Below are 23,172 nucleotides of genomic sequence, written 5' to 3' on the forward strand. Positions count from 1 at the left end.
TTTAGTTTAGTTTTATTGGTACTCAATTAAGTATTAGAAATATTCTAAAAGTGCAACTATCCCGTTATATGAAATCAGCAAAGAAAAAAACAATGCCGCATACAACCCGATGTAAACACCTAAGCTCGTTTTATAATCTTTCATGACTTTTTTACTGCTTAACATCAAAATAATACCAAACACAACAATTGGTAACACAAATACATTAAATACTTGAGATAGAATTTGAATTTCAATAGGGTTTGCTCCAAATGCCGGACCAATTAAAGCCACCATACAAGCTACAGCAGTTATTATTCTAAATTGACGCGAATTGGTATCTAATTCTCCCGATTGATAATCTGCAATTAGTAATGGCGCTATTAATAAACACGGAAAAATAGAAGATAATCCTGCGCTTAAGGCTCCAAAAAAGAAAATAGAAACGGCCCATTTACCAGCAACAGGTTCTAATGTATTTGCCATATCCAACACTTGTGAAACCTCTTTACCTTGATAAAATAAAGCTCCTGCCGCTACTGCCATAATAACTGCACTAATCACAAATATTAAAATGGCTGCGGTAATAGAATCTTTTTTCTGTTGATCTAAATTTTTAATAGTCCACCCTTTTCCTTTTACAAACAATGGTCGAGATAAAAATGTAGCCGAAGCCATGGTGGTCCCAACAAACGCTGCAACTAACATTTTGCCGCCAGGAACATCTGGTATAGTAGGTAATAAGCCTTTAACTACATCTATAGAAAGTGGCTGTACAAAACATAATGATAACACAAATGAAAGCCCCATTAAGGTTACAAAAACAACTAATATTTTTTCAAAAAACGTGTACTTACCCACCAACATTAATAAGTAAAAAATAACAATGATTACAATGGCGGTTATTAAAACAGTTTCATATTTATAAGCACTTAATCCTTCAAAATTAATAGCTAATATCTCATAAATAATGTTTGATGAAATCCCTAAGATTCCCATTAATGAATTCCATTGTCCAAACGTAATGCCAACAATAATTAATATGGCTAAAGTTTTACCGAATTTTAGATGTTTTTTAAATCCGTAAAGCGCTGTTTCACTCGTAAGCAATGCGTAATTACCGTAGGCAAACATTAAAACGCCCGAAAAAACACAACTGATTAAAAGTACCCATAATAATTGCATATTAAATTTACTTCCGGCAACAATCATCGAAGTTACACTACCTGTACCTATGGTATAACCGATAGCAAAAATACCTGGACCAAAGCCCAAAACTATGGCTACAATTTTTTGTAATAAAGATTTCTTCTCTTTTAATTCAGACATTATATTTAGTTTAGTATGGTGTATTTAGTTAAAAATGGAGTGGTTAATTCCAGTTGGTATGGTAAAACTTACCCGAATCATCATCGATACGTTGGTAAGTATGTGCTCCAAAATAATCGCGTTGTGCTTGAATTATATTTGCTGAAGAATTTGATGTTGTATACGCATTTAAAAAATTAACAGACTCACTTAAACAAGATGCTGTTAACTCATTCAAAATGCATTGAGAAACCACTTTATTTATTGAAGGTTTCAGAGCTTTCAGTTTATTAATAATAGTAGCGTGTTTTAAAATATTATCATCCGTTTTTAAAATTGGAATTAATTCTACCATAAAATCAGATTTTATAATACAACCATTGGTCCAAATACGAGCAATTTCACTTAAGTTCAATTCCCAATTATAAGTTCTTCCTGCTTCAGAAATCAGTTTAATACCTTGGTAATGATTAATAATTCTAGCAAACTGATAAGCGTTTAAAACATCTTGTATATCTAAATCTAATGAAGATGGTTTTATATTGAAGTTTTCACTAGCCAAAAGCCTTTCTTCTTTATAAAACGAGGTATAACGCGCAAATAGTGCCGACGCTATTAAAGTACTTGGAGCTCCTAATTGCGCTGTGGCTATAGTAGTCCAATTACCTGTACCTTTATTTCCTGCCTTATCTACTATTTTATTTACCAACCAATCGTCTCCATCTTTTTTTCTTAAAATATCTATGGTAATTCCAAGTAAATAACTATCGGCTTCGGGCTTCCGTGATTCTAAAATATCGGCAATTTCATCAGGATTATTTCCAATGGTTTTAAGAATAGTATAAACCTCTGCCAACAATTGCATTTCTACATATTCAATACCGTTATGCACCATTTTAACAAAATGCCCACTACCTTCTTCACCTATATATGTACAACAAGGCAAATTATTAGCATCTTTGGCGGCAATACTTTCCAAATACGGTTTTATTAAATTATACGTCTCTTTATTTCCGCCAGGCATAATAGAAGGCCCTTTTAATGCGCCTTGCTCTCCTCCAGAAACTCCAACACCAATAAAATTGATGTGTTTTGATTTTAAATAATCGTAACGTTCTTTCGTTTTTAAGTAATTAGAATTACCACCATCAATCAAAATATCGCCATCTGATAAAAAGGGAATCAAATCTTCAATAACCAAATCTGTTATCTTACCGGCATTCACCATGAGCATAATTCGTCTTGGTGTTTGTAATGAATTTACAAATGCTTCAATATCAGAATAAGCTTGAGCAGTCTCAAGTTCCTTGTGTTCTTTTTTAAAGTTTATAGCAACATCTTCTTCCGTTCCTTTTTCTTCTCTATTAAACACCGAGATACTAAATCCTTTTTGAGCCAAGTTTCTACTTAAACTCTTTCCCATAACGCCTAATCCAAATAATCCGAATTCTGATTTCATCTTTATTTTATTTGCAATTTTTTCAACAATGTCTTTTGGATTTAAACCAATATTTATAACAAAAGCATTTTCCGGTTCTTCTAAAGTATCAAACTGCGATTGCAATAAATTGGAAGACATAAAATGGTTTTCTCGTTTATTTAATCGCTCTAAAATTTGATTAAAGCTTCCTGTTAAATGAATCCATTTTACTTGATTTTGAATGTCTGTATTTAGAATATATCGGTAAGATTTTTTTAAAGCTGAACAAACAATAATGCAACTATTATCTCGTAATTGACTTTTTGCCAAATCGTTAAGTGTAACTAACCAACCATGACGATCTTCATCATTTAATGGCACACCACTACTCATTTTATCTATATTCGATTGCGGATGAAAATCGTCCCCATCAAAAAAAGGAATTTCGAGTTCTTGAGATAATAACTCACCAATGGTACTCTTGCCACAGCCTGAAACTCCCATTATAAAGATTACATTATTCAAATTCTTAAATGTTTTAAATAAACCTTATATCGTTAAATACTATTATTCTTGATTTGGATCAGTACCCGCTCCTAAAGTTCCATTTCTAAACCAAACTTCTGCATAACATCCATTAGCGTACTGCTTTTCGATGTCTCCATTATAAGTTTCAGATCCTGTACTCCAAACGATGTTATCTTCTGGGTTCTTACCATTAGTTTGGTTATACGCACCTTGCTTAAAATTCTGTAATTCCCCAGCATAAGCATGTTCGCGTTCAACTCCATCACGACCAATTGTTGCGTATAAAGTCCATATTTGTTGAGGAATATCTTCTTTTTTCGCAAAATCAGATTTTAGCAAATTTTTAGTAAATGTTTTGGTTTCGTGACCATCACTCTTAAAAGTGAGATACATAATGCCTTTGTAAACGTTTATTTCATAGCTGAATTCTTCACCTAAAGCAATACCATCTTTTGGTTCTTCGGGTGATGCAGTTGGGCTCGATCCAACAACAGACATATCATAACCCCAAACTGGCGTAGAATAATCCCATCTTCCTGAATTATCATTTCCAGCCGTATTAATTTCATAATTCCAAAAAACAGAACCTTTCGTGTGGCCAGGGAATTTTTTATAAAAGATTTTTAAGGGTTCATTTTCATGACCTTCATTTCCATGAATTTGTCCAACTACCACAGAATATGAAGCGGCAACTCTTGCATCTCCAGAAGTTGAAACATGCATTACTTTTAACGAACCTGTTAACTTACCTCCTGTTTCGGTTGTCCAATGTTCTTTTTGTCCTAATTCTGTTCTTGTATTGCTAGAGGTTCGAGATGTAATACCAGAGTTTGGTGTTTTATAAACTACCCAATCCGTATTACCATCATTTGTAACATAAAAATGATCTTTATGCTCAATATTAGTTAGTTCTTCAAACTTTGTTCCATCGCCGCAAAGAATACGCCATTGATCCATAAATGGTATCACATCACTTGGATAAACGATAGCCTTTGCATTTACTTTCTCCGTTTTTTTATTGGTATCTCTGCAACTGCTAGTTAATACCACAAGGCAAACCATTGAAAGAATTAATAATGTTAATCTTGTAGTTTTAAAATTCATTTTAAGTTCTTTATTCATTGCAACATTCAATATATTAGATACTAATTAGTGAAACTTCCAATTTAATAAATTCAGAAAAAGCAACTCATTTTTATTAAAAAATATTTGGTACACCAATCTGGTGTACCAAATATAGTAATAAATATTTATATACAGTTCTAAAAGAAAAAAAACTCATGAAGTGAAAGAAAAATAAAGTAAAAAATATTAATATGAACAAAAAAGTATAAAGCGCGACTTACTGAATTCACTACTATCTATAAGCCTTATCAAGCCTAGAATAATAAAGATTACGCGAAGTCTTTATTCGCATAAAAAAAATCCTTAATTTTATACTTATCCCATTATATTGATTAAGTATTACTTAATTAACATTGAGTTTTAATAGGTTTAAATACAAAAACTTGCTTATTCCCCAATGCAAATAATCTCTTTTAAGGTTCGGTGATAGATGTGACCATTAGCAAAACTTAAGGTGTTTACGGTCCATGTTTTTCCTTTTTCACCTAAATCATTGATCGAAACTAAAGCGCTCTTATCAAAACGTTCCGCATTAGCATCTATAACATAAACCATTCCTATGGCATTTGTAAAATAGATGTAATTATTAATCATAACCGGAGATCCTAAAAACGAACGCTGAAAGCCATCGCCCAAAACGCGAGCATCATTACTATGCAATTGTCCTTTGGAATTCAAACCATCATTAGTTTGTGGTGTTTTCCAAATAAAACTACCATCAGTATTTTTTTCATTAGGTAATTCTAGATGTTCATTTTTACCAGTTACCATATTATGGCGCGCAATAAATGGCTTATGCATAACCATATAAAAGGTATAATCGTCTACAGCCATATTGCAATGGAATTCGTTTTCAGAATTTTTAAGCACAACACCTTCATTTAAATGATAGGTTTTATCAGCTTCATCATAAATATATTGATCTACAATATTTAAAGGCTTTTGGCTCATTAGCTCTCCAGTATTTGAGTTTACCGTTAAATTTTCTTCACATTTATAAATCCACGATATTTTTTCGGTATCCCAATGTTGGGTATTTAAAGCACCATAACCCGATAATTTATTAGGTGCTTCGGGCTCCCAATGCCATAAAGCTTCACCAGCATTATTTTGCTCTAAGCTTATTAAACTCAAACCAACAGGACGTTCTGGCACACCATGCGGACCACCACGCGCTATTAAAATTGCTGGTTTTCCTTCAGAAGTTTCTCCAATTACGGGCGTATTATAATGCGTAATAGCTGCTTGAGTTGTCCATTCGTGATTTCCGGTATTCTTGTTAAAAGCGTGTAGATAATTCCAATCCTTTATTCGTGTGGAATCACTTTCAAGTGGTGGTTCTACGTTAAGAATAATATCTTCAAACAACACCGAATCGAACTGTTTATTAAACGGCCTCCCCACGGTAGGCATCCAAGTCCGTTCCCAAACCAAATCACCTTTTAATGAAAAACAAGCCATACCACCACTGGCATTAATAGCCCAAACAAACTCACCGTCAGTCATAGGGCACGGCGTTGTGGCATCACTAAAGGCATAATTATAATCGCTAGGTAATAATCCTTTTACAGTACGCGTCCATAGGGTTTCTCCTGTATTGGCATCCATACAATAAAGAACAATATCTGTCCCAACAGGTCTGGTTTTTAAGGCTTTTTCAGCTTGTTGAAATTGATTATAACTGTTTAGAACCCGATCAGATTTTAAATTCACATAATCAATCAGTTTTTTATTGGCTTCGGAAAACATACGGCCTTCCTCACTCCTATTTAGCAATCGGTTATAATTGACTTTCTTTTTTTCAGAAGATAATTTTTGATAATTTTCATTTGAAATCAAAAAGGTTTCCCAAGAATTCTCAGCTTTCTTTTTTAACTTGAAAACCGTTTCAAAAGCAGACGCTCCTTCTTTTTTTAAAAGCCTTAATTCTTCAGTATAAATAGCATCGTAATTAGATTTAGCTTCATTATAATTACTTTGTAACTCAGAAAAAGTAGGTGTATCTAAAGGCGGATTAATAGTGAAAAATAATTTATCGTCCCAAACAGCAATGCCACTTTGGCCACCAGCAGGAAGTGCTTTCTTCCATTTGATATTTTCGTTATTTCGAACAGACCATTCTAAAGGAACTTTTAAATCTGTTTTAATTTTATAACTTCCATCAGGTCCACCAGACATGGGCCATTGGTTGTCGCTATTTGCAACTTTTACCACGCTTCCGCCTTCCTGTTCACAAGACACTAAAAATACAAGTGTCGTTAATAATAAAGTCTTAAAAAATGGGTTGAAGTTTTTTAGATTAACATTCATATTAAGAATTACTTACCATTGTTTTTATGCTACTATAACCGTAATAACCAACAAAGGCTAATGATAATGCAGGTAGAATAAACGATAAATTAACCTCAGGTATATAGCCTAAAAAATTAATATCAGCTAAACCATCGCCACCTAAATCTAAAATAGCGGCCTGCACAATAGGCATAAGCGCTCCACCAACAATTGCCATAACCAATCCGGCTGAGCCAATTTTAGCTTCATCGCCCATATCTTTTAAAGCAATACCATAAATAGTTGGAAACATAATAGACATAAAAATGGAAATAGCTACTAACGAAATTAACCCAGCCATTCCAGGTAACACAATAGCGCCTACACTTGCTAAAGCTCCACCCAATCCAAATAACATGAGTACTTTTGGTGGGTTTACTTTTTTCATTAACGCCGTACCAATCCATCTACCAGACAAAAACAAAACCATAGCAGCCACATTGTAATTAGTTGCTGTAATATTACTTCCGGTAGTTTCATTTAAATTATCAACATAATGAAAAATATAGGTCCAGCACATAATTTGAGAACCAACACATGCCGCTTGAGCCAAAACACCTTTTAAATAAGTTTTGTTGGCTTTTAATTTTTTTAATGAATCCGATAGACTCATTTTATCTCCTACAGCCGTTTTAGGGATTTTTGTAAACACAATAATCGCCATAATGATTAAAACTAAAACTCCTAAACTTAAATACGGAATACTAATAACACTTAAATCGTTTTCACGAATAGCAGCCAATTCTGTTGATGCTAAAGCACTGTAAGCTTCCGCTGAATAATCATCAGAACGCAAAGCTTGGAGTACGAATACTTGAGCGATAATCATTCCGGTAAGCGAACCCACCGGATTAAAAGCTTGCGCTAAGTTTAAACGCTGTGTCGCTGTTCTTTTATCACCTAAAGCAAGAATTAATGGGTTTGCGGTGGTTTCTAAAAAAGCCAATCCGCAGGTAATTACCCATAATGAAATTAAAAAATAATTATATTCTTCATACTTAGCCGCTGGATAAAACAAAAATGCGCCAATAGCATAAAGCGATAAACCTAACAAAATCCCCGATTTATAACTAAAACGTCGGATAAATAAAGCCGCCGGAAACGCCATAAAAAAATACCCAAAATAAAATGCAAATTGCACTAATGAAGCTTGAATATTAGATAACTCGGGCATTACTTTTTTGAAAGCAGATACCATTGGGTTGGTTAAATCGTTAGCGATTCCCCATAAAGCAAACAAAGAGGTTATAATGATAAAAGGAAATAATAATTCTTTACTTACAACCGGAATTCGCTCTTTTTTATTCATCTATTTAGTTTAGTTTGTTATTAAAATTTAGTGTGGTATTTTTTAAAGAATTGAAGGTAATGGCCCTGTACTATCCGAAAAACTCTCGGTACGTACATCTACTTTGTTTAGCATGCTTACAAACAAATTAGACAGTCGTACTTCCTTTTCATTGAATTTAGTATAAGCGCCATGCTCAACCCCCAAATTAGCACCTCCCGCCAAAATAAGCGGACAGTTTCTAGCATTGTGCGTAGAACTACAAGCACTTCCATAAAGAATTAGCGAGTTATCTAATAAAGATCCGTGTGCATCTTCTGTAGTTTTCATTTTATTAATAAAATAAGCAAAATGCTTAGCGTACCATTGATCTAAGCGTCCCCAATCCTCCCAATGTCCAGTTGTTTTATCGTGAGAAATACTATGATGTCCTTTTAACCCTAAAGCTATTTTAGGAAAATTATCACCAAAGCCCATACCATCTTCACGCGCCATCATATAAGTCATAACACGTGTTGAATCTGTTTGAAACCCAAGTACCATTAAATCCATCATGGAGCGTACATAATCATCTGGAGCCGAAACGGGATCTACATCTAAATTAATTAAGCTCGCATCAAAATCGTCCATGGGCACATCTAGCCATTTTTCATTTCGTTTTACCTGTTGCTCAACTTGATTAAGGGATGTTAAATATTCATCTAACTTCGCCTTATCATTAGCACCCAAACGTTTTTCTAGGTTTTTACTATCTTCTAAAACTAAATCGACAATCTTCTTACCTTGGTTTAAACTTTTACGCCTTTCTGTTGTTGAAGTACCACCACTTGGAGAAAAATAACGCTCAAAAATTTCACGCTGTCTATGCTCTGACGGTAATGGTTTTCCTGAAGAATTAAACGACAATGTTGATGTTCTAGATTTATACCCAACACCGCCATCTGTAGATAATGCTAACGATGGAAAACGGGTGTACTTACTAAGTTTCCCTGCTGCATATTGATCAACAGAAATACTGTTTTTATATTCACCACGTAAATCACCTCCAGTTAACCAAGAATCGCCTGCCATATGCCCTAAAACATTACGACTGTATGGATGACTTAAGCCGCCCATAATAGATATATCATCACGATAAGCCGCTAAGGGCGATAAGGTTTTGGTTAACTTATAATCGCGTCCTTCATTCACAGGAAACCAACTCCAGTTTTTATGTTGAGCACTTTCTTTTGGAGGAATTCCAACACCATTTGGAAAGTATAGAAAACCTAAACGTTTTGGTATTTCTGGCTCTATAAATTTTGAAAAACTACTCATGGCCATACCTTCAAAATATGGAAGCATACAGGCTACTCCCAATCCTTTAATAAACGTACGACGATCTAAATGCCAAGGTTTTTTGCTCATGATCCAAATATTTTGTTAAACCAACTTTGTTCTTTTTTATAGAATGACGGACTTAAAACCACTTGTTCTATAACCGTTTTAAAACGATAATCATCTTCTATAACTTCTTCTACTATTCTATCAATTTCTTTTTGATCGGCGAAACTCACATCGCGCCCTAAAGCGTAAGCATAAATATTTTCTACTAAGGCACGTGTGAAATCGTCTTGCTTCATTCTTAAAATATAATCTTTAATACCCTGTACACCTTCAATTTCAGTCCCATCAGGTAATTTAGATTTTACATCAATTGGCTTTCCTTTGGCTATGGTTTGATATCTTCCAACCGCATCATAATTTTCAAAAACAACTCCAAAGGGATCAATTTTATGATGACAATCTAAACAAGACGTTTTATTTCTATGTAAAAACAACTGTTCTTTCAAAGTCATTTTTTCAAAGCCAGGCGTATCGGTTGCCAACTCTGGTACATTTGGTGGTGGCGGTGGTGGTGAATCGCCCAATATTTTTTCTTTCAACCAAACCGCTCTTTTAATAGGATGCGCTTGCACCCCATCGGAATGCCCATTTAAAAATGAACCTTGAGACAGTAAACCACCTCGATGCTCTTCTTTTGGTAAAGTTACCGGTCTAAACTCATTTCCTTTTACACCATCAATACCATAAAATTCGGCTAAGTTCTGATTCAGCATAGCGAAATCTGAATCAATAAAATTCATAATACTTAAATCGTTTTTTAATATATGCTGAATAAACTCGTAGGTTTCTTTAAACATATCTTCTTTCACAAAACGTGTATAATCTCTATACATGCCCACATCGGTATCCATACTTTTATGGCGATCTAAACGAAGCCACTCATAAGAAAATGAATGAATCATTCTTGTAATTCTTTCATCATCTACCATACGCTCAATTTGCTCTGATAACTCATCATATAAATCACCTGTAGATGCCAAATTATTTAGTTTTTCATCTGGTGGTGAATTCCATAAGAAATACGATAATTGCGAGGCTAAATAAAATTCATCTGTAGATTTTTTAGATTTATCGTCCTCAGGAACCTCAGGTTCAAACAAATATATAAAATTAGGTGAACAAAGCACAGCAACCATAACTTCCTTAACGCCATCTTCGTAACGCTCAAAATCATCTTTAACACTACGCCAAAAATCCATATATCTATTTAACTCACCATCATTAAGCGGACGTCTAAAAGCGCGTTCCATAAAACTGGTTAGCACTTCTTCTGTATACAATTCTGCGTTTGCTTTATTCGGTGAATCGAAAAATAATTGTGTATGGCTATTTGGTGGCCAAACTGGATTATATGGTGCTTCAAACTCTACAGATTTCACTAATAATGGCGGACCATTAAAACTACCATCTTTAACCAAATGATTATTCCAAAGACCGACGGTGAGTATGTTTGCCAAATCGCCACTTACTTGTGCACTACCTAACGGAATTGGTAAATTCTCTAACCTGCCTTTAAATTCAAACATTTGATACTCGCCCATGGAAGCGGTAACTTCAACCGATTGATCAAAGGTTTTATAATCCATACCATCATCGGTTCTTGCACCTGCAAAAACTTGAATAGATGGATTAACATCGGCATATTTTAAATTATTTCTATCTGCTTCTTCAGCTAGTATTTTTGGTAATGGATCATCTTCTGGTAACGGTGTAAGTACAATATCGCTAAAGCCTACAAAAAACTTACCACCAATATAAGCTTTGTGTTCCCCTTCAGATAAATATGCTAAAGTTACAGGCGTAATAATTTCATCTGTATCTACAAGACTTTTATCCATGTATAAACGCTCACCAACACGTCCTTCCTTATTATTTCCTAAAAGACTTAATTGATACGATGGCATAGCATCTTCTGATACATATGGATGCACTAAATCGACTTGATAAATACCCGATTTTGGCACATGATACGTAAACTGAGTTTTTACATTAGTGGCCACATTTTCTGCTACCAACCAACGGTTATCTTTCAAAATAAAACCTTTTGCTTTTTTAATATCCTTAGCGGAAATACGAACTGCTTTTGGAGTTTGTCTAGCAGGTTCATCTTTTCTCAAATCAATTAAACGTTCTACAGATACTGAATTATATCCTTTTGAAGCTTCTACACGAAAAACAAAATCGCCCGTTCTAGGAAAATCTTCTTTTACTAATAATTTTAAATTTGGTGAAGGCCCTTGCCAAGATTTTGGAGTAACCTCTCTTGCTGGTAAAGCAGAATTTAACAACATACCTTCTTCAACAACACTGTACCTGTTGCTAGCAGATCCACGCATGCCAATACCTATTTTGTTTTTTAGGCGTTTTATACTGTCTTTGGTTTTATTTGGACCCATTTTAACAGCTCTTCCCTCTTCATCCAAAATATCTACTTGCAAATCTTTATTGCTTATAGCAGCTGTTTGGTAACCACCATATTCAGCACCTGTTTTGCCATCTCCGATATTTTTCCCTAAGGTTACTTTGTAACGTTTAGCTTCTGGTTTTTCTCCAAAAACAACGGCCTTATCTAATGCTTCACGTGCAATTTTTTGATAATAATCGATATGCAGTGCCGATGTTTGAAGAATACTTCCATTATTACTATAACCCATTTCAGACTTTCCATCATCTGGTAACACATCACCAAAATTAACGTTTACACCAAGCAATTCATTAAGCGTATTGGTGTATTGCTTTTTGGTTAACCTGCGCATAACACCTTTATTGGCGTTGTTTTTTGCTATGGCAGCTTTCTCTAAATTCTGCGTCATCCAATCTACAACAGCGCGACGCTCTTCATCACTTAGTTGTGGCTCATCCTTTGGAGGCATTTCACCAGAATTTATCATATCTAAGGCAGAGTGCCAGCCTTCTGCATCGTGACCATTTATCATATCCCAATGCAAAATATCTAAGCGCACATCACCTTTTTGCTTATCAGCGCCATGACATTCAAAACAATAGGTTTCCATCACAGGTTGAACTTTCGTTTTAAAATCTACAGCTTCTTGTGAAGTCGAATCACTTTCTGTATTAAGCGCAATGTAGTCGCCTTCGCTTCCATCGACACCTAATACGGCTTTTAAACCAGATGGCATGTGTTTGGTTAAATACGTCGATCCGTGCGTTAAAGAACCTCCATAATGCCCTGTTAAAGACAATAGAACAACATTTATAAATAAAAATATTTTATAAGATTTGGATACTTTATTTTCCTCTTTATTAACAGATTTTTGTCTTACAACAAGCAGCCAAACAGCTATAAGCGCCGTAAACCAGCCTAACCATTTATGAAAACCTAGTACGTCCTCATTATAATGCCCTGAAGAAGCTAAAAGAAAACCTAAAATTAGGGTTGGAATAATACTAAAAACCGAAAACCAAAGCAAAAGTTTACATGCTGAATCTAGATTTAATTCTGGACGGAAACTATTAATAATTTCCATAAAAAACAGCACAATTAAAGCGCCTATTGGAAGATGAAGAATTATAGGGTGAAATCTACCCAAAAAGAATACAAATGTATTTTCTACTTCACCGTCTAGCGGAATTAAGAAGAGTCCGAAAAGGACTATTGTGAAAACAATTGCAATTAACAACGTGCGTTTCATAAAAGTTATAGTTGGTTGGTTTTATAAAAAACAATTTTACCCATAATATAAACACTAATCTTCCAAAATCTCAACCAATCATGATACTATTTTTGCAAATCAACACAAAAACTGTTCGTAAATTAAAAAATCAGTAAAAAAACGAGCTTAAAAGTAAAGATAAGTTGTTTTTAAACTGATTTTATTAATAATATCTATTTTTAAGTTATGACTTATATAGCAGATGGTTTTAGTATTATTTCTCATACTAATACTAACTTTATTCTCTTGCTTTTAAATCAAAATTAGGCACGGGGTATTCATAAACTTCTGTATACGATTTACCTTTTTTAACACCATAATAATTGATATCACTTTTAGAATTTGATATCACAGAAATTATTGGTTCTACAGCTTTGTTTGAAGCTAAAACTATAGATTCTCCTTTTTTAAGTACTATTTGAAATTCGCCATTTTCAACCTTAATAATTTCAATTTTTGAACCTTTAGAAATTTGTATGGCTTTTTTCCAATCACTCACTTTTAATGTACATATATTTCCTGCTAGACTTTCAATTTTTACAAATTCAGTTATACCAGCCTTGCGCGATGCACTTACTAAAAAACCACCTTCTGCTCGTAAATCTTTAAAACTTACATCCTGAAAACTATTAGGTGTTGCCGGAAACACTCTAATTTTATTTCCCCAACTTTGTAGAAACAACTCCATAATACTCGAAGCCGCACTTAAAGGTGTTTCTATAACAGGGTTAAGTCCACGTCCTTCCATGTAAAATGTATTCGGTAATAACATCGCACTTTGTATATTACCATCTAAAAATTGTTGAAGCATTTTATTAGCATCATCTCCTCGACCTAAAGCTGCGTATAATGAAGCTCCACCGGTATAAGAATAACCCACTAAGCCTTTACTATTATCAATTTGATGCCAATGCACTACAGATTTATCAACTAAAGTTCTAACTTTTGGATCGTCTGGATTTAATTGAAATAACGGATATAAACCTAATAAATGAGAATAGTGTCTATGAGAAATATCAACAGGTTGATTACTTCCAATCATTAATCCATTTTCATCTTCAGGATACGAAATTAAATCGGCTAAAAGCCCTTTCCATTTTTTAACTTCATTAGTATTTAAATCATGAGTTTCACTCGTATTTATTAAAGTATTTAATACCCAACGTACTAAAGCTAAATTATAGTTTGTATTTGGAAATGCTTTAAAACCTCCATATTCTGGGGAACCCATTGCAGTTAATTCAATTTTGTTATCCGCATTTCTAATCATTTTAGTTTCATACACTTCGGCTATTTTCATAGCTTTTGGTAACCACTTATCTCGAATAGCTTCGGCATCGCCTCTGTAACTATAAATTAACCAATAATTGTGCATTGCCCAAGCAAAATCACCAAAGTTTTTACCACGTTTACTTGGCAACATCATATCAAAATTATCGTCTATCAAGGTTATAAAGTTCTCGGCAATATCTAAATGATTACTTGCATTAAATGGCCAATACGTTAACTGCACATTTAAATTCCACCATAAACCTGGCCAACTTGTGTTTTTAAGAAAAGGTCCCATTAAATCTAAAGCAGGACCATCGGCACGCGAGCAAGTTGCCATTTTATATATTTGAATCCAATAAAAAGATTCCATGCGCGCATCTGGAATAGACAAAAACGATTTTTGAAAATAGTTATGCCACCAAGTTCTATGCTCTTCTTCAATAGTTTTCATTGAAGTGATTGCGGCATCTGTAACCGTTTTTACAGCAACTTTTGCCGAAACATAACTTGCTGGAATTTCATTAGCGACAGCAATATACATGGTAGATTTGTTACCATCAGAAGGTTTATCCGTCCAAGCTGTAGCATAATCACCTCCCGCTAATAAAGATTGTTCGCAAACATTAATACCATCTACCATTTTTATATCTGGTTTCGGGTTTAATGCGTAATCTTTTTCTTTTAAAGCAGACGGCTTAGCAATAATTCGAGGTGAAATAGGCAAACCAGCTAGCCACTCCCAGCTATAATCTACGGTTTTACTCGATTTAGTTTCGGTAGAATGTACTTCAACAACATTTAACATTCTATTGTAAGGTGTAAATGCTCTAAAAGTAATTTCTCCGAGGTCTGTAATTATAGTTCCGCGAATTTCGGCGTTCCATAAATCCTGACGAACTTTAATATCCAATATTTTCCCCGCAGGTCGAAGCACCATACTTCCAATATCAAGACGAGAATAATCGAATAAATTAGCACCTTTTACGCCCATAGAAGTCTTCTTATTAGGCGCTTTTCTATGATCGGTAACATCTTGACGACCAACATGAAAATCTAATCTATTATCATCTAAATTGGCATAAATCATCATACCAACCTGCCCGTTCCCTACAAAACCACCTTCGTTCCATTGCTTCGGAATTTCTTCCCAAACCAAATCGTGTTGTGCCATAAATTCTGGCCAATTTATATCTGATACAATCTGAGCTTTACAAATAAGAACTGATAATATAAATGTAATTTGAATTATTTTTTTCATTAAAAACTTATTTCGTTATTTCAGTTTTTACTCTATCACCAAGCGTTTCGGTAATTTTTATCTTCGGAAGCGTTCCTTTTAAATTTTCGATACTTATGGTTTGTACTTTACCATCTTTTAAGGTTACCGTAATTTCATTTTCAGAAGCAGATTCTATTTTTTTTATAGAAGATTCCCCTTTGTAAGGTTCAATTACACTCAGAAAAACAACTTCTTTTTCGTTTACACGAACACCATAAATACGTCTATCCGGATTATTTCGAATACGGCGTTGCTTGCCGCCATTCGGGTAGTTACTAATTACAATTTCAGATTTTTTAGGCCAAACTGTATGAACATCGAGTTTATGTTCGCCCTCAACGAACTCCACTTTTGCTCCTTTTTTAGAGGTATACCACTGCGCGTTTTCAAAATATTTATAAGGTGAATTATCGTCTGCACTTAATTTTTCAAGTGTAACTCCTTTCTTTCTAACACCTTCAATGGAAGAAAATCCTACGGGATGGATTAGCCAATCGTAATTGTGTTTTTTATCCGATTTCATATAATCGGCAAGAATTACATAATCGTCTGTAACGATAGAAATTCTTCGTTGCTGAATAGGATTAAAACCATTAGCATAATCCGTATCGTCCCATGGTGGAAACTTTTCAGCATTCCAACGTGGAATTTGTCGCCATCTAGCATTCGTTTCGACAACCGATGCTTGCATGATATCGCCTTTATAAAACAGCAATTGCTCGGAAGGCACAGCCTCTTGCTGAAGTTCGTCAACAATAACCATATTATGAGTTGCAGAAGTTTGTACGCACTCTTTATATCCTGGATTTCCGTAACCATACCAAACCATTTCGGAACCAAAATATTTATGTCCGTTACGGTCTAGAGCCGCTAAACTTGCCCTATCAAATTGCCCGTGCCAACCGCCATGCGTACCATATTTAAGAAAGGATTGAATTTGATTTTCAGGAGTCTCTTTTTGGCCTTGCGAGCGCAATGCTACCAAACCAATATTTTCCCTAAAATCTGATCCTGTTCTAGGATCTTTCACTTCGGGAAGTTCAGGAACCCCATACATTAAAGATACCCACGAATCGCGTTCTGTTTTACTAATAACCCAAGCTAAATCGTTGAATTTATATTCGCGATACGCCAGTTCGTAAAACTCATTTGGTGCTTTTAAATCCGAATCGTTAGTCGATACCAAGTACGCATTTTCATCCATAAAAGGTACGTAAGGCATAACCATATCTTCTAAACCTCTTGTGTTTTTTCCGGTTGGTCCCCAATTGTCAAATTTCATTCCAGTGAAACCTTCTTTTGAGTTTTCGAAATCTTTACTTTTGAATTTAGTAGGAAATCGTCTGTGGTATAAATCCATACCATAATTCTCAAAAGCTTGGGCCACCAAAGTATAACGTTGCACCACTAAATAACAATAATTCCCGGTACCTTCAAACCACCAGCCATCGGCCATGACTCCTTTACCTATTTGGTCTGCCATGCCTCCATCAGCTTCGGTTAAATATTCTAACTGTGGTATATCTTGTAAATATAATGCAACAAATATAGCACCTGCGTTAGCACTTGCTTGATGATTCATTATTCCCAAACCATCCATGTGCTTTTTATTCAACTCTAAATAATAACGAAACGAAGCTTCAATATTCTCTTTATCTGTACTAGATAATTCTGGTTCGTTATAAAGAATATCGCAAGCTGCGGATATAAATAAAAAGAAATTCCCTTCATGAACCTGCACACCGTTAGTAGCCGCGCCAATAGATAAATAACCTTCCTCTTTATCAAAAACTGCTTTAACTAAGCTAATTACTTTTTGCTTGTAAACAGCCTTTCCCGTTAATTTATAAGCCAATGCCAACTGAAACGCTTTTTCGCCATCGCTTGCACTATAATCAAAGCTTGACCATATTTTGGTTGGCCTTCGTTTACTAACAATTTTACGTTCAGGAAACTCAAACCCATCAAGTTCCTTCATCATATTATCTAAGTTTTGCTTAGCCCAAGGATAGTTTTCTATTTTTTGTTTGGTGTCTTCAAAAACAGCATTAGTTGCCAATAAAAACGGATGCGATTTACTTCTAACAGATATAAACTCTAATGTTTCGATAATATGCCCTTCGGAATCTTTTAGTTCTATTATACTTGCTTCTTGTCCGCCTAAAGGTATTCTATCGCTAACTGTAACCTTTAGTGTGCCGTTATAACTTCCGTTAGGTTCTAAAGTTATTGATGCCACACTTAGTATATTTTCACTAGCCAATTCTCTCGGATGTTTCACGTTAAGAGTATAAGTTTCCGAAGTACTTTTTATGTTTTTTAGTTGAAAATTATAGGTTATAATTTCGTTAGCTTTTGCTGCTTGAGTTTGTAATGAGCTGCTTAAAACTACTTCTGAAATAGGCGAACCTGCATAACATAAGACATGGATTAAACAACAAAACAGTCCTAATAAAAACTGTTTTAAAAGAACTTTAAATTTTAATGATAAAACGTTCATTTTTAATTTATTTTATTTGAAAAAGGTTAAATCTGTTTTGCAAATAATCTCACAAAACAGACTTAAATATTTACATTCGTTAACTTTAATATTAGCCTAAATAAGCACCGTTACTTTCCAATGTTTCTTTTAATTTAGTATAAACTACTTCATTCGGCATAACTTTACCAACGGCAGATAAACCAGCTAGTGTTCCTGCGCCTTGACCGATAGCCATTGCAATAGGTGTAACACGTAAGCCTGCACTAGCATGATGATCGGCACCAATAGCTCGGCCAGAAAGCACTAAATTGTCGACTTCGTTTACCAACAAAGAATCGGTTGGAATAGAATAAACTCCATCATCATTTAAGTGTACGGTATCGGTTGTTCCTCCATCTGGCGAATGAATATCTAAAGGATAACCACCAACAGCGACAGGATTTTCAAACTTTACTTCGTTTACTAAATCTTCCGCAGATAATACATATTTAGCATGCGGATGACGCGATTCGCGGATGCCTATATGTGGCGCAGTACTTATAAAAGTTGCATTCTCGAAACCTGGTGCATACTTACGCATAAAATTAAAAATCTCTACACATTGCTTACGCCCCATAGTTTCCGCTTTACTTAAATCGAATGGATTTAGAGGGTCGAAACCTAAAACACGTGAGGTATTAAATATAAATTCGCCCTCGGTATTGGTTTCAAAAAACAACACATTATCTCTCGGCACAGTAACTTCTCCGTTTGCTTTGGCTTTGTTCCATAAATCGTAAAAGCCCCAAGTAGAAATACGTTTGGTACGTTTTAAAACTTCGGCTTTATCGTCACTACGCTCTTCGGCATCAAATTGATCCCAATTGTTTCGCATGTATTCACGTAACTTCTCCGTATCCACATTACCCATTTTCACATTTGTGGTCATGGGTTGCGATTTATTATCTTCAACACGACCTTCTGTAAAAGGCACACCAGATAATTTTACAATTTCACTATCTCCACTGGCATCAACAAAAATAGTTCCTGGAATTTCTTGAATGCCACCTCTATTATGAATAAAAACCGACTTGATTTTATTGCCTTCTTTAGCAATATCAATTAATCGGGTATGGTACAAAATATCGGCTCCAGCCTCACGTACCATATCTTCCAAAACAACTTTCAACATTTCGGCATCAAAAGGTGTTACTGTAGAACAATAACCTGTGCTATCAAAAATATGTCCTGGACTTGCTCCTTTTTCCTTTAACCTATTTACCATTTCATTTGGAGAACCAAACACAAGTTGCTTACCTCCTTTGTTATGAAACGTCATCATAGGACCAACACCCATAGCTGTTAAAGAGCCTCCTAAAAACCCAAATTGCTCGATTAATAATGTCTTTGCTCCTGTTTTACCTGCTGCAATCGCGGCATGACTTCCAGAAACTCCTCCGCCTACAACTATCACATCATATCCTTCTATTAATTTTGTATTGAATGTTTTCATTAAACTTTATTTTATTTTTTATAATTTTTAAACTAAATCTGTTTCACTTGAATCTACACCGAGTTTTGAAAGTAATAATGCCGTAACAATTACCACAAGTGCTCCAACTGGAAACCACCAGAAAAAACTAATCCCTTCAAAATGCATCCATGCAATAGCCAAAATTGCCATAAATGCACCAATTAAAATGCCCGTAAAAGTACCTTTCCGCATAAGCGCCAAAAAAGCGATACCAATTAAAATTCCATATGCATAACCAGGAACTTTGAAGCCTAAAGCTAACAAACCACCATCTTGAAAAAAGCTAAATCCGTAAGCCAATAATGCTAAAACTACACCCCAAACAATGATGGCTATTTTAGATATTTGAACCACTTTATTTTCGTCCATGGTTTTTAACTTCGGAAAAACTAAAGTTCCAATCCCCATAACACTTGTTTGAGAAAGAGCTGTTAAAGCAGAATCTAAGGTGGAAATTCCTGCAGCAAACATGGCCGCAATAATTAAACCTGAAATACCATTTGGTAACTCGTTTACCACATAATATGGAAATATCCTGTCGGGTTCTGCACTTATGGAAGCTTGAATTAAATCGGATAACGGATTGATATCATAATAAGCTACTAAACCGATGCCTACAAAAGCCATAATCCATGTAGTGGCCACACCTACAACAGAAAAAGCAACGGCCTTTCTTGCTTCTTTTAAATTCTTGCAGCATAGCGCGCGTTGCGTAACCACTTGATCGACGGCATTTGAGCCAAACTCAAAAAAAGTACATCCTAAAATACCAACCCATAAAGTATATGTTTTATGCGGATCTAAGGATAGATCCCAAAGTACCAATTTGGCTTTACTATCTGCAATGGCCATCATTTCTCCAAAACCACCCGGAATATCGCCAACGGCATAAAAAAGCGCAAAACAAGCACCGAAAATAAAGATTACAAATTGAATAGCATCGGTCCAAACTACCGTTGTAATACCGCCGATATAAGACCAAACTATAGCAAACAGCGCTATAATACAAATACATATTAAAGTACTTTGCCCTGTGATAACGCTAAGTACTAAAGCAGTACCTAACAAGCGTACACCTTGACTCATAGTGGCTCCAATCATGAAAAAAGTTCGAGATAACTGACTCGTTTTTACGCCTAATCTTTTCTGAATAAAATCGTATGGGCTGTAAATACCTTCTTCATAATATTCCTTTAGTAAAACATAAACAAATAGTACGTTTCCTAAAGCAAAACCGATGGTCATTTGTAAATAAGTTAAATTTCCATTCATGGAAAATATAAAAGCCGGTACCGCAATAAAAGTAGCAACACTAGTTTTTGTTGCAATTAATGACAAGGAAACCGCCCACCACGGCAAATTATTTCCGCCCTTAAAAAAAGCATCAAGGCCTTTGTCTTTATTTTTAACTAATTCGCCAATAACCGTGGTTCCTAAAAGAAATACAACTAATATAATCCAATTTAAGGTTGAAAACTTACTTGTGGCAATGCCGTTTTCATCTTGAGCAAACAAAGTGAAACAACAAAACAAACTGACTAATATGGCTATTGTTTTTTTCATTAGTGGTTTTATAATTTTCTATATTACGAAGCCTTTTATCTTCTATATTTTTTTAATTCTCTAAAAGCATACGATACAGAAACGATGGGTAATTTTCCCCTGTAATGGTTCCTGCTCCTGAAGCTCCCGAACCTTTGGTTAACGAGTCGCCAAAACAAATAATATGATTGTATTTATCTAACAAATTATTGGTTTTTAGGTAATCGAATACATTTTCGGCAATAAGCTTATACCCTATCGGTTTTAAATGCACACCATCTTCTTTATTACTATTTTTTAAGTTCCTGATGTAATTATCTTGGTTGTGTTGTGGTAATCCTTTTGCTTTAAAAACACTGTAATTGTCAACAAAAAACGTTTTATTTTCTTCGGAAACCGCTCTCATAATTTGTGTTACTTTTTGAAGTTTTACATTAGGCGTATCGGTAAATAATGATTTATCATGACGCTGAAATAAGTATAAACTATCCACTCTTGGAGGCGTCATCAATAATACTTGAGCATCGTTATTTTTAATATCCTTTACAATGTTAGAAAGATTTAAATAGTAGTTTTCATACGGTATAAACTTACTAGAATTCAACATATCGTTGGTTCCAACCATAAGAATAACCAAATCTGGTTTTTCTACTAAAACATCTTTTTCTAATCGACTTATTAAACTACGTGTTGTGTTTCCTGCAACACCTTTATTTTCTAATTTCAAAGCAGGTTTCTCGCTTTTCACAGAAGCTGCTTTACATGCAGTAAAGCAAATTATTAGTGTGAATATGACGTAAAATGATTTCTTCATATAAATACTCTTCAATTAATTATAATTAGTCTTTATTCTGTTCCATTTTCTTCAATCTTAACAAAGCCTCCATAAAATAATAATCCGCATAGATAATAGGCACATCGATTTCTGAATTTTTAGGGTGATGTCCCGTTGAATGCAGTAACAATGCTTGATTGTTATTTTTACTTAGATATGCATCGGAAGAAAGAATATCTATAAAACACTTAGCTGCATTAAAGTAAGTTTCTTTTAATTTCGCATCTTTAACTAAGCCTGAAAGATCCAATAAACCACAAGCCGCAACGGCAGCCGCAGAAGCATCTTTAGGTGCATTTGGAATTTTAGGATCGTCGAAATCCCAAAACGGCATACCATCTTCAGGTAAACGTTCTAAAAACTTATCGGCAAGACCAATGGCTGTCTTTAAGAAATCTTCTCGACCTGTTTCTCTGTATGTGAAAGCAAACCCATAAATACCCCAAGTTTGCCCTCTTGCCCACATAGAATCATCGGCGTAACCTTGATGCGCTACACCACGAATAAATTCGCCTGTTTTATCATCAAAAGACCCTAAGTGATAGGTTGAATAATCTGGACGCACCAAATGCTTCATACTCACCTCTGCATGGCTCTCTGCAATATCATAGAGCCTTTTTGAACCTCCATTTTTAGCCGCCCAAAATAGCAACTCTAAATTAATCATATTATCAATAATGGTATTGTGTGGATACTGCGGTTTCATAGGCCAAGAGTGAATAGAACCTACAATCGGGTTATATAAAGTAGCTAATGTGTCAGCTGCCGCCAACAGTATTTTTTTATACTCTGGATTACCTGTAAGCCTATAACCATTACCATAGCTATTGTAAATTTGAAAACCAATGTCATGATCTAAGGCCTTACTATAGGCAATAGTTTTTAATGGTGCCGTGAAGTTTTCGGCCGCATGCTTTAAATCTTGATCTCCTGAAAACTCATAAGCATACCAAAGGACACCCGGCCAAAAGCCACTACACCAATCTTTAACGCCTACTTGCTCCCATTTGGAGTGATTTTTAGAAATAGTACGAGGAAAACTATCAAATGTTTTTAGATCTTTTAAAGCCGCTTTAACCTTTATGGTATTAGAGCTTAATATCTCATCAATATGTTTAACATCTTTTTCTTTTTTTACTGAAGAACAACTTACGATTAGCATTGTAAAGCCTAAAATGAAAACGTTCACTTTAAAAAATTTCATATACAT

At 34.7% G+C, this 23,172-nt stretch carries 13 protein-coding genes; all 13 read right to left on the bottom strand.

Annotated features, from left to right (window positions below; translation table 11 throughout):
- Positions 1-33: 33 nt before the first annotated feature.
- Entirely contained in the window at positions 34-1,308 is a 1,275-nt protein-coding gene (locus V6246_RS04310; protein ID WP_341559124.1) for an Nramp family divalent metal transporter, read from the bottom strand.
- A gap of 43 nt (positions 1,309-1,351) precedes the next feature.
- Positions 1,352-3,232 (bottom strand): NADP-dependent phosphogluconate dehydrogenase, encoded by a 1,881-nt coding sequence (gndA, locus tag V6246_RS04315; protein ID WP_341559126.1) that lies wholly within the window; start codon positions 3,230-3,232, stop codon positions 1,352-1,354.
- A 42-nt stretch (positions 3,233-3,274) separates the two neighbouring features.
- Positions 3,275-4,357: a polysaccharide lyase family 7 protein gene (locus tag V6246_RS04320; protein WP_341559128.1), complete on the bottom strand. Its 1,083-nt coding sequence runs from the start codon at positions 4,355-4,357 to the stop codon at positions 3,275-3,277.
- 390 nt (positions 4,358-4,747) lie between these two features.
- Complete coding sequence (locus tag V6246_RS04325; protein WP_341559129.1) at positions 4,748-6,670, bottom strand: serine/threonine protein kinase related protein; 1,923 nt, start codon at positions 6,668-6,670, stop codon at positions 4,748-4,750.
- A gap of 1 nt (position 6,671) precedes the next feature.
- On the bottom strand, positions 6,672-8,000 hold the full coding sequence (fucP, locus tag V6246_RS04330) for an L-fucose:H+ symporter permease (protein WP_341559131.1): 1,329 nt from the start codon (positions 7,998-8,000) through the stop codon (positions 6,672-6,674).
- Positions 8,001-8,042: 42 nt separating this feature from the next.
- Positions 8,043-9,386, bottom strand: a complete 1,344-nt coding sequence (locus V6246_RS04335) for a DUF1552 domain-containing protein (protein ID WP_341559132.1) — start codon at positions 9,384-9,386, stop codon at positions 8,043-8,045.
- A complete protein-coding gene (locus V6246_RS04340) occupies positions 9,383-13,018 on the bottom strand; it encodes a DUF1592 domain-containing protein (protein WP_341559134.1) in 3,636 nt (1,211 codons plus the stop codon). Before V6246_RS04340 ends, V6246_RS04335 begins: the two co-directional genes overlap by 4 nt.
- A 259-nt stretch (positions 13,019-13,277) precedes the next feature.
- Positions 13,278-15,569, bottom strand: a complete 2,292-nt coding sequence (locus V6246_RS04345) for a glycosyl hydrolase family 95 catalytic domain-containing protein (protein WP_341559136.1) — start codon at positions 15,567-15,569, stop codon at positions 13,278-13,280.
- Between the two features lie 7 nt (positions 15,570-15,576).
- A complete protein-coding gene (locus V6246_RS04350) occupies positions 15,577-18,090 on the bottom strand; it encodes a hypothetical protein (protein WP_341559137.1) in 2,514 nt (837 codons plus the stop codon).
- A gap of 91 nt (positions 18,091-18,181) precedes the next feature.
- Positions 18,182-19,564 (bottom strand): FAD-dependent oxidoreductase, encoded by a 1,383-nt coding sequence (locus tag V6246_RS04355; protein ID WP_341559139.1) that lies wholly within the window; start codon positions 19,562-19,564, stop codon positions 18,182-18,184.
- Positions 19,565-19,591: 27 nt separating this feature from the next.
- Positions 19,592-21,148, bottom strand: a complete 1,557-nt coding sequence (locus V6246_RS04360; protein ID WP_341559140.1) for a sodium:solute symporter family transporter — start codon at positions 21,146-21,148, stop codon at positions 19,592-19,594.
- 52 nt (positions 21,149-21,200) lie between these two features.
- Positions 21,201-21,941: an SGNH/GDSL hydrolase family protein gene (locus V6246_RS04365; protein WP_341559142.1), complete on the bottom strand. Its 741-nt coding sequence runs from the start codon at positions 21,939-21,941 to the stop codon at positions 21,201-21,203.
- 25 nt (positions 21,942-21,966) lie between these two features.
- A complete protein-coding gene (locus tag V6246_RS04370) occupies positions 21,967-23,166 on the bottom strand; it encodes a glycoside hydrolase family 88 protein (protein WP_341559143.1) in 1,200 nt (399 codons plus the stop codon).
- Positions 23,167-23,172 lie beyond the last annotated feature (6 nt).

The organism is Algibacter sp. TI.3.09 (assembly GCF_038154905.1).
Taxonomy (GTDB): Bacteria; Bacteroidota; Bacteroidia; order Flavobacteriales; family Flavobacteriaceae; genus Algibacter.

What these genes read in the sequence shown, in the direction of transcription:
- V6246_RS04350 (WP_341559137.1), bottom strand. Translation starts at nt 18,090, where the DNA reads ATGAACGTTTTATCATTAAAATTTAAAGTTCTTTTAAAACAGTTTTTA.
- V6246_RS04360 (WP_341559140.1), bottom strand. Translation starts at nt 21,148, where the DNA reads ATGAAAAAAACAATAGCCATATTAGTCAGTTTGTTTTGTTGTTTCACT.
- V6246_RS04365 (WP_341559142.1), bottom strand. Translation starts at nt 21,941, where the DNA reads ATGAAGAAATCATTTTACGTCATATTCACACTAATAATTTGCTTTACT.
- V6246_RS04370 (WP_341559143.1), bottom strand. Translation starts at nt 23,166, where the DNA reads ATGAAATTTTTTAAAGTGAACGTTTTCATTTTAGGCTTTACAATGCTA.
- V6246_RS04345 (WP_341559136.1), bottom strand. Translation starts at nt 15,569, where the DNA reads ATGAAAAAAATAATTCAAATTACATTTATATTATCAGTTCTTATTTGT.
- V6246_RS04340 (WP_341559134.1), bottom strand. Translation starts at nt 13,018, where the DNA reads ATGAAACGCACGTTGTTAATTGCAATTGTTTTCACAATAGTCCTTTTC.
- V6246_RS04325 (WP_341559129.1), bottom strand. Translation starts at nt 6,670, where the DNA reads ATGAATGTTAATCTAAAAAACTTCAACCCATTTTTTAAGACTTTATTA.
- V6246_RS04310 (WP_341559124.1), bottom strand. Translation starts at nt 1,308, where the DNA reads ATGTCTGAATTAAAAGAGAAGAAATCTTTATTACAAAAAATTGTAGCC.
- V6246_RS04335 (WP_341559132.1), bottom strand. Translation starts at nt 9,386, where the DNA reads ATGAGCAAAAAACCTTGGCATTTAGATCGTCGTACGTTTATTAAAGGA.
- V6246_RS04355 (WP_341559139.1), bottom strand. Translation starts at nt 19,564, where the DNA reads ATGAAAACATTCAATACAAAATTAATAGAAGGATATGATGTGATAGTT.
- V6246_RS04320 (WP_341559128.1), bottom strand. Translation starts at nt 4,357, where the DNA reads ATGAATAAAGAACTTAAAATGAATTTTAAAACTACAAGATTAACATTA.
- fucP (WP_341559131.1), bottom strand. Translation starts at nt 8,000, where the DNA reads ATGAATAAAAAAGAGCGAATTCCGGTTGTAAGTAAAGAATTATTATTT.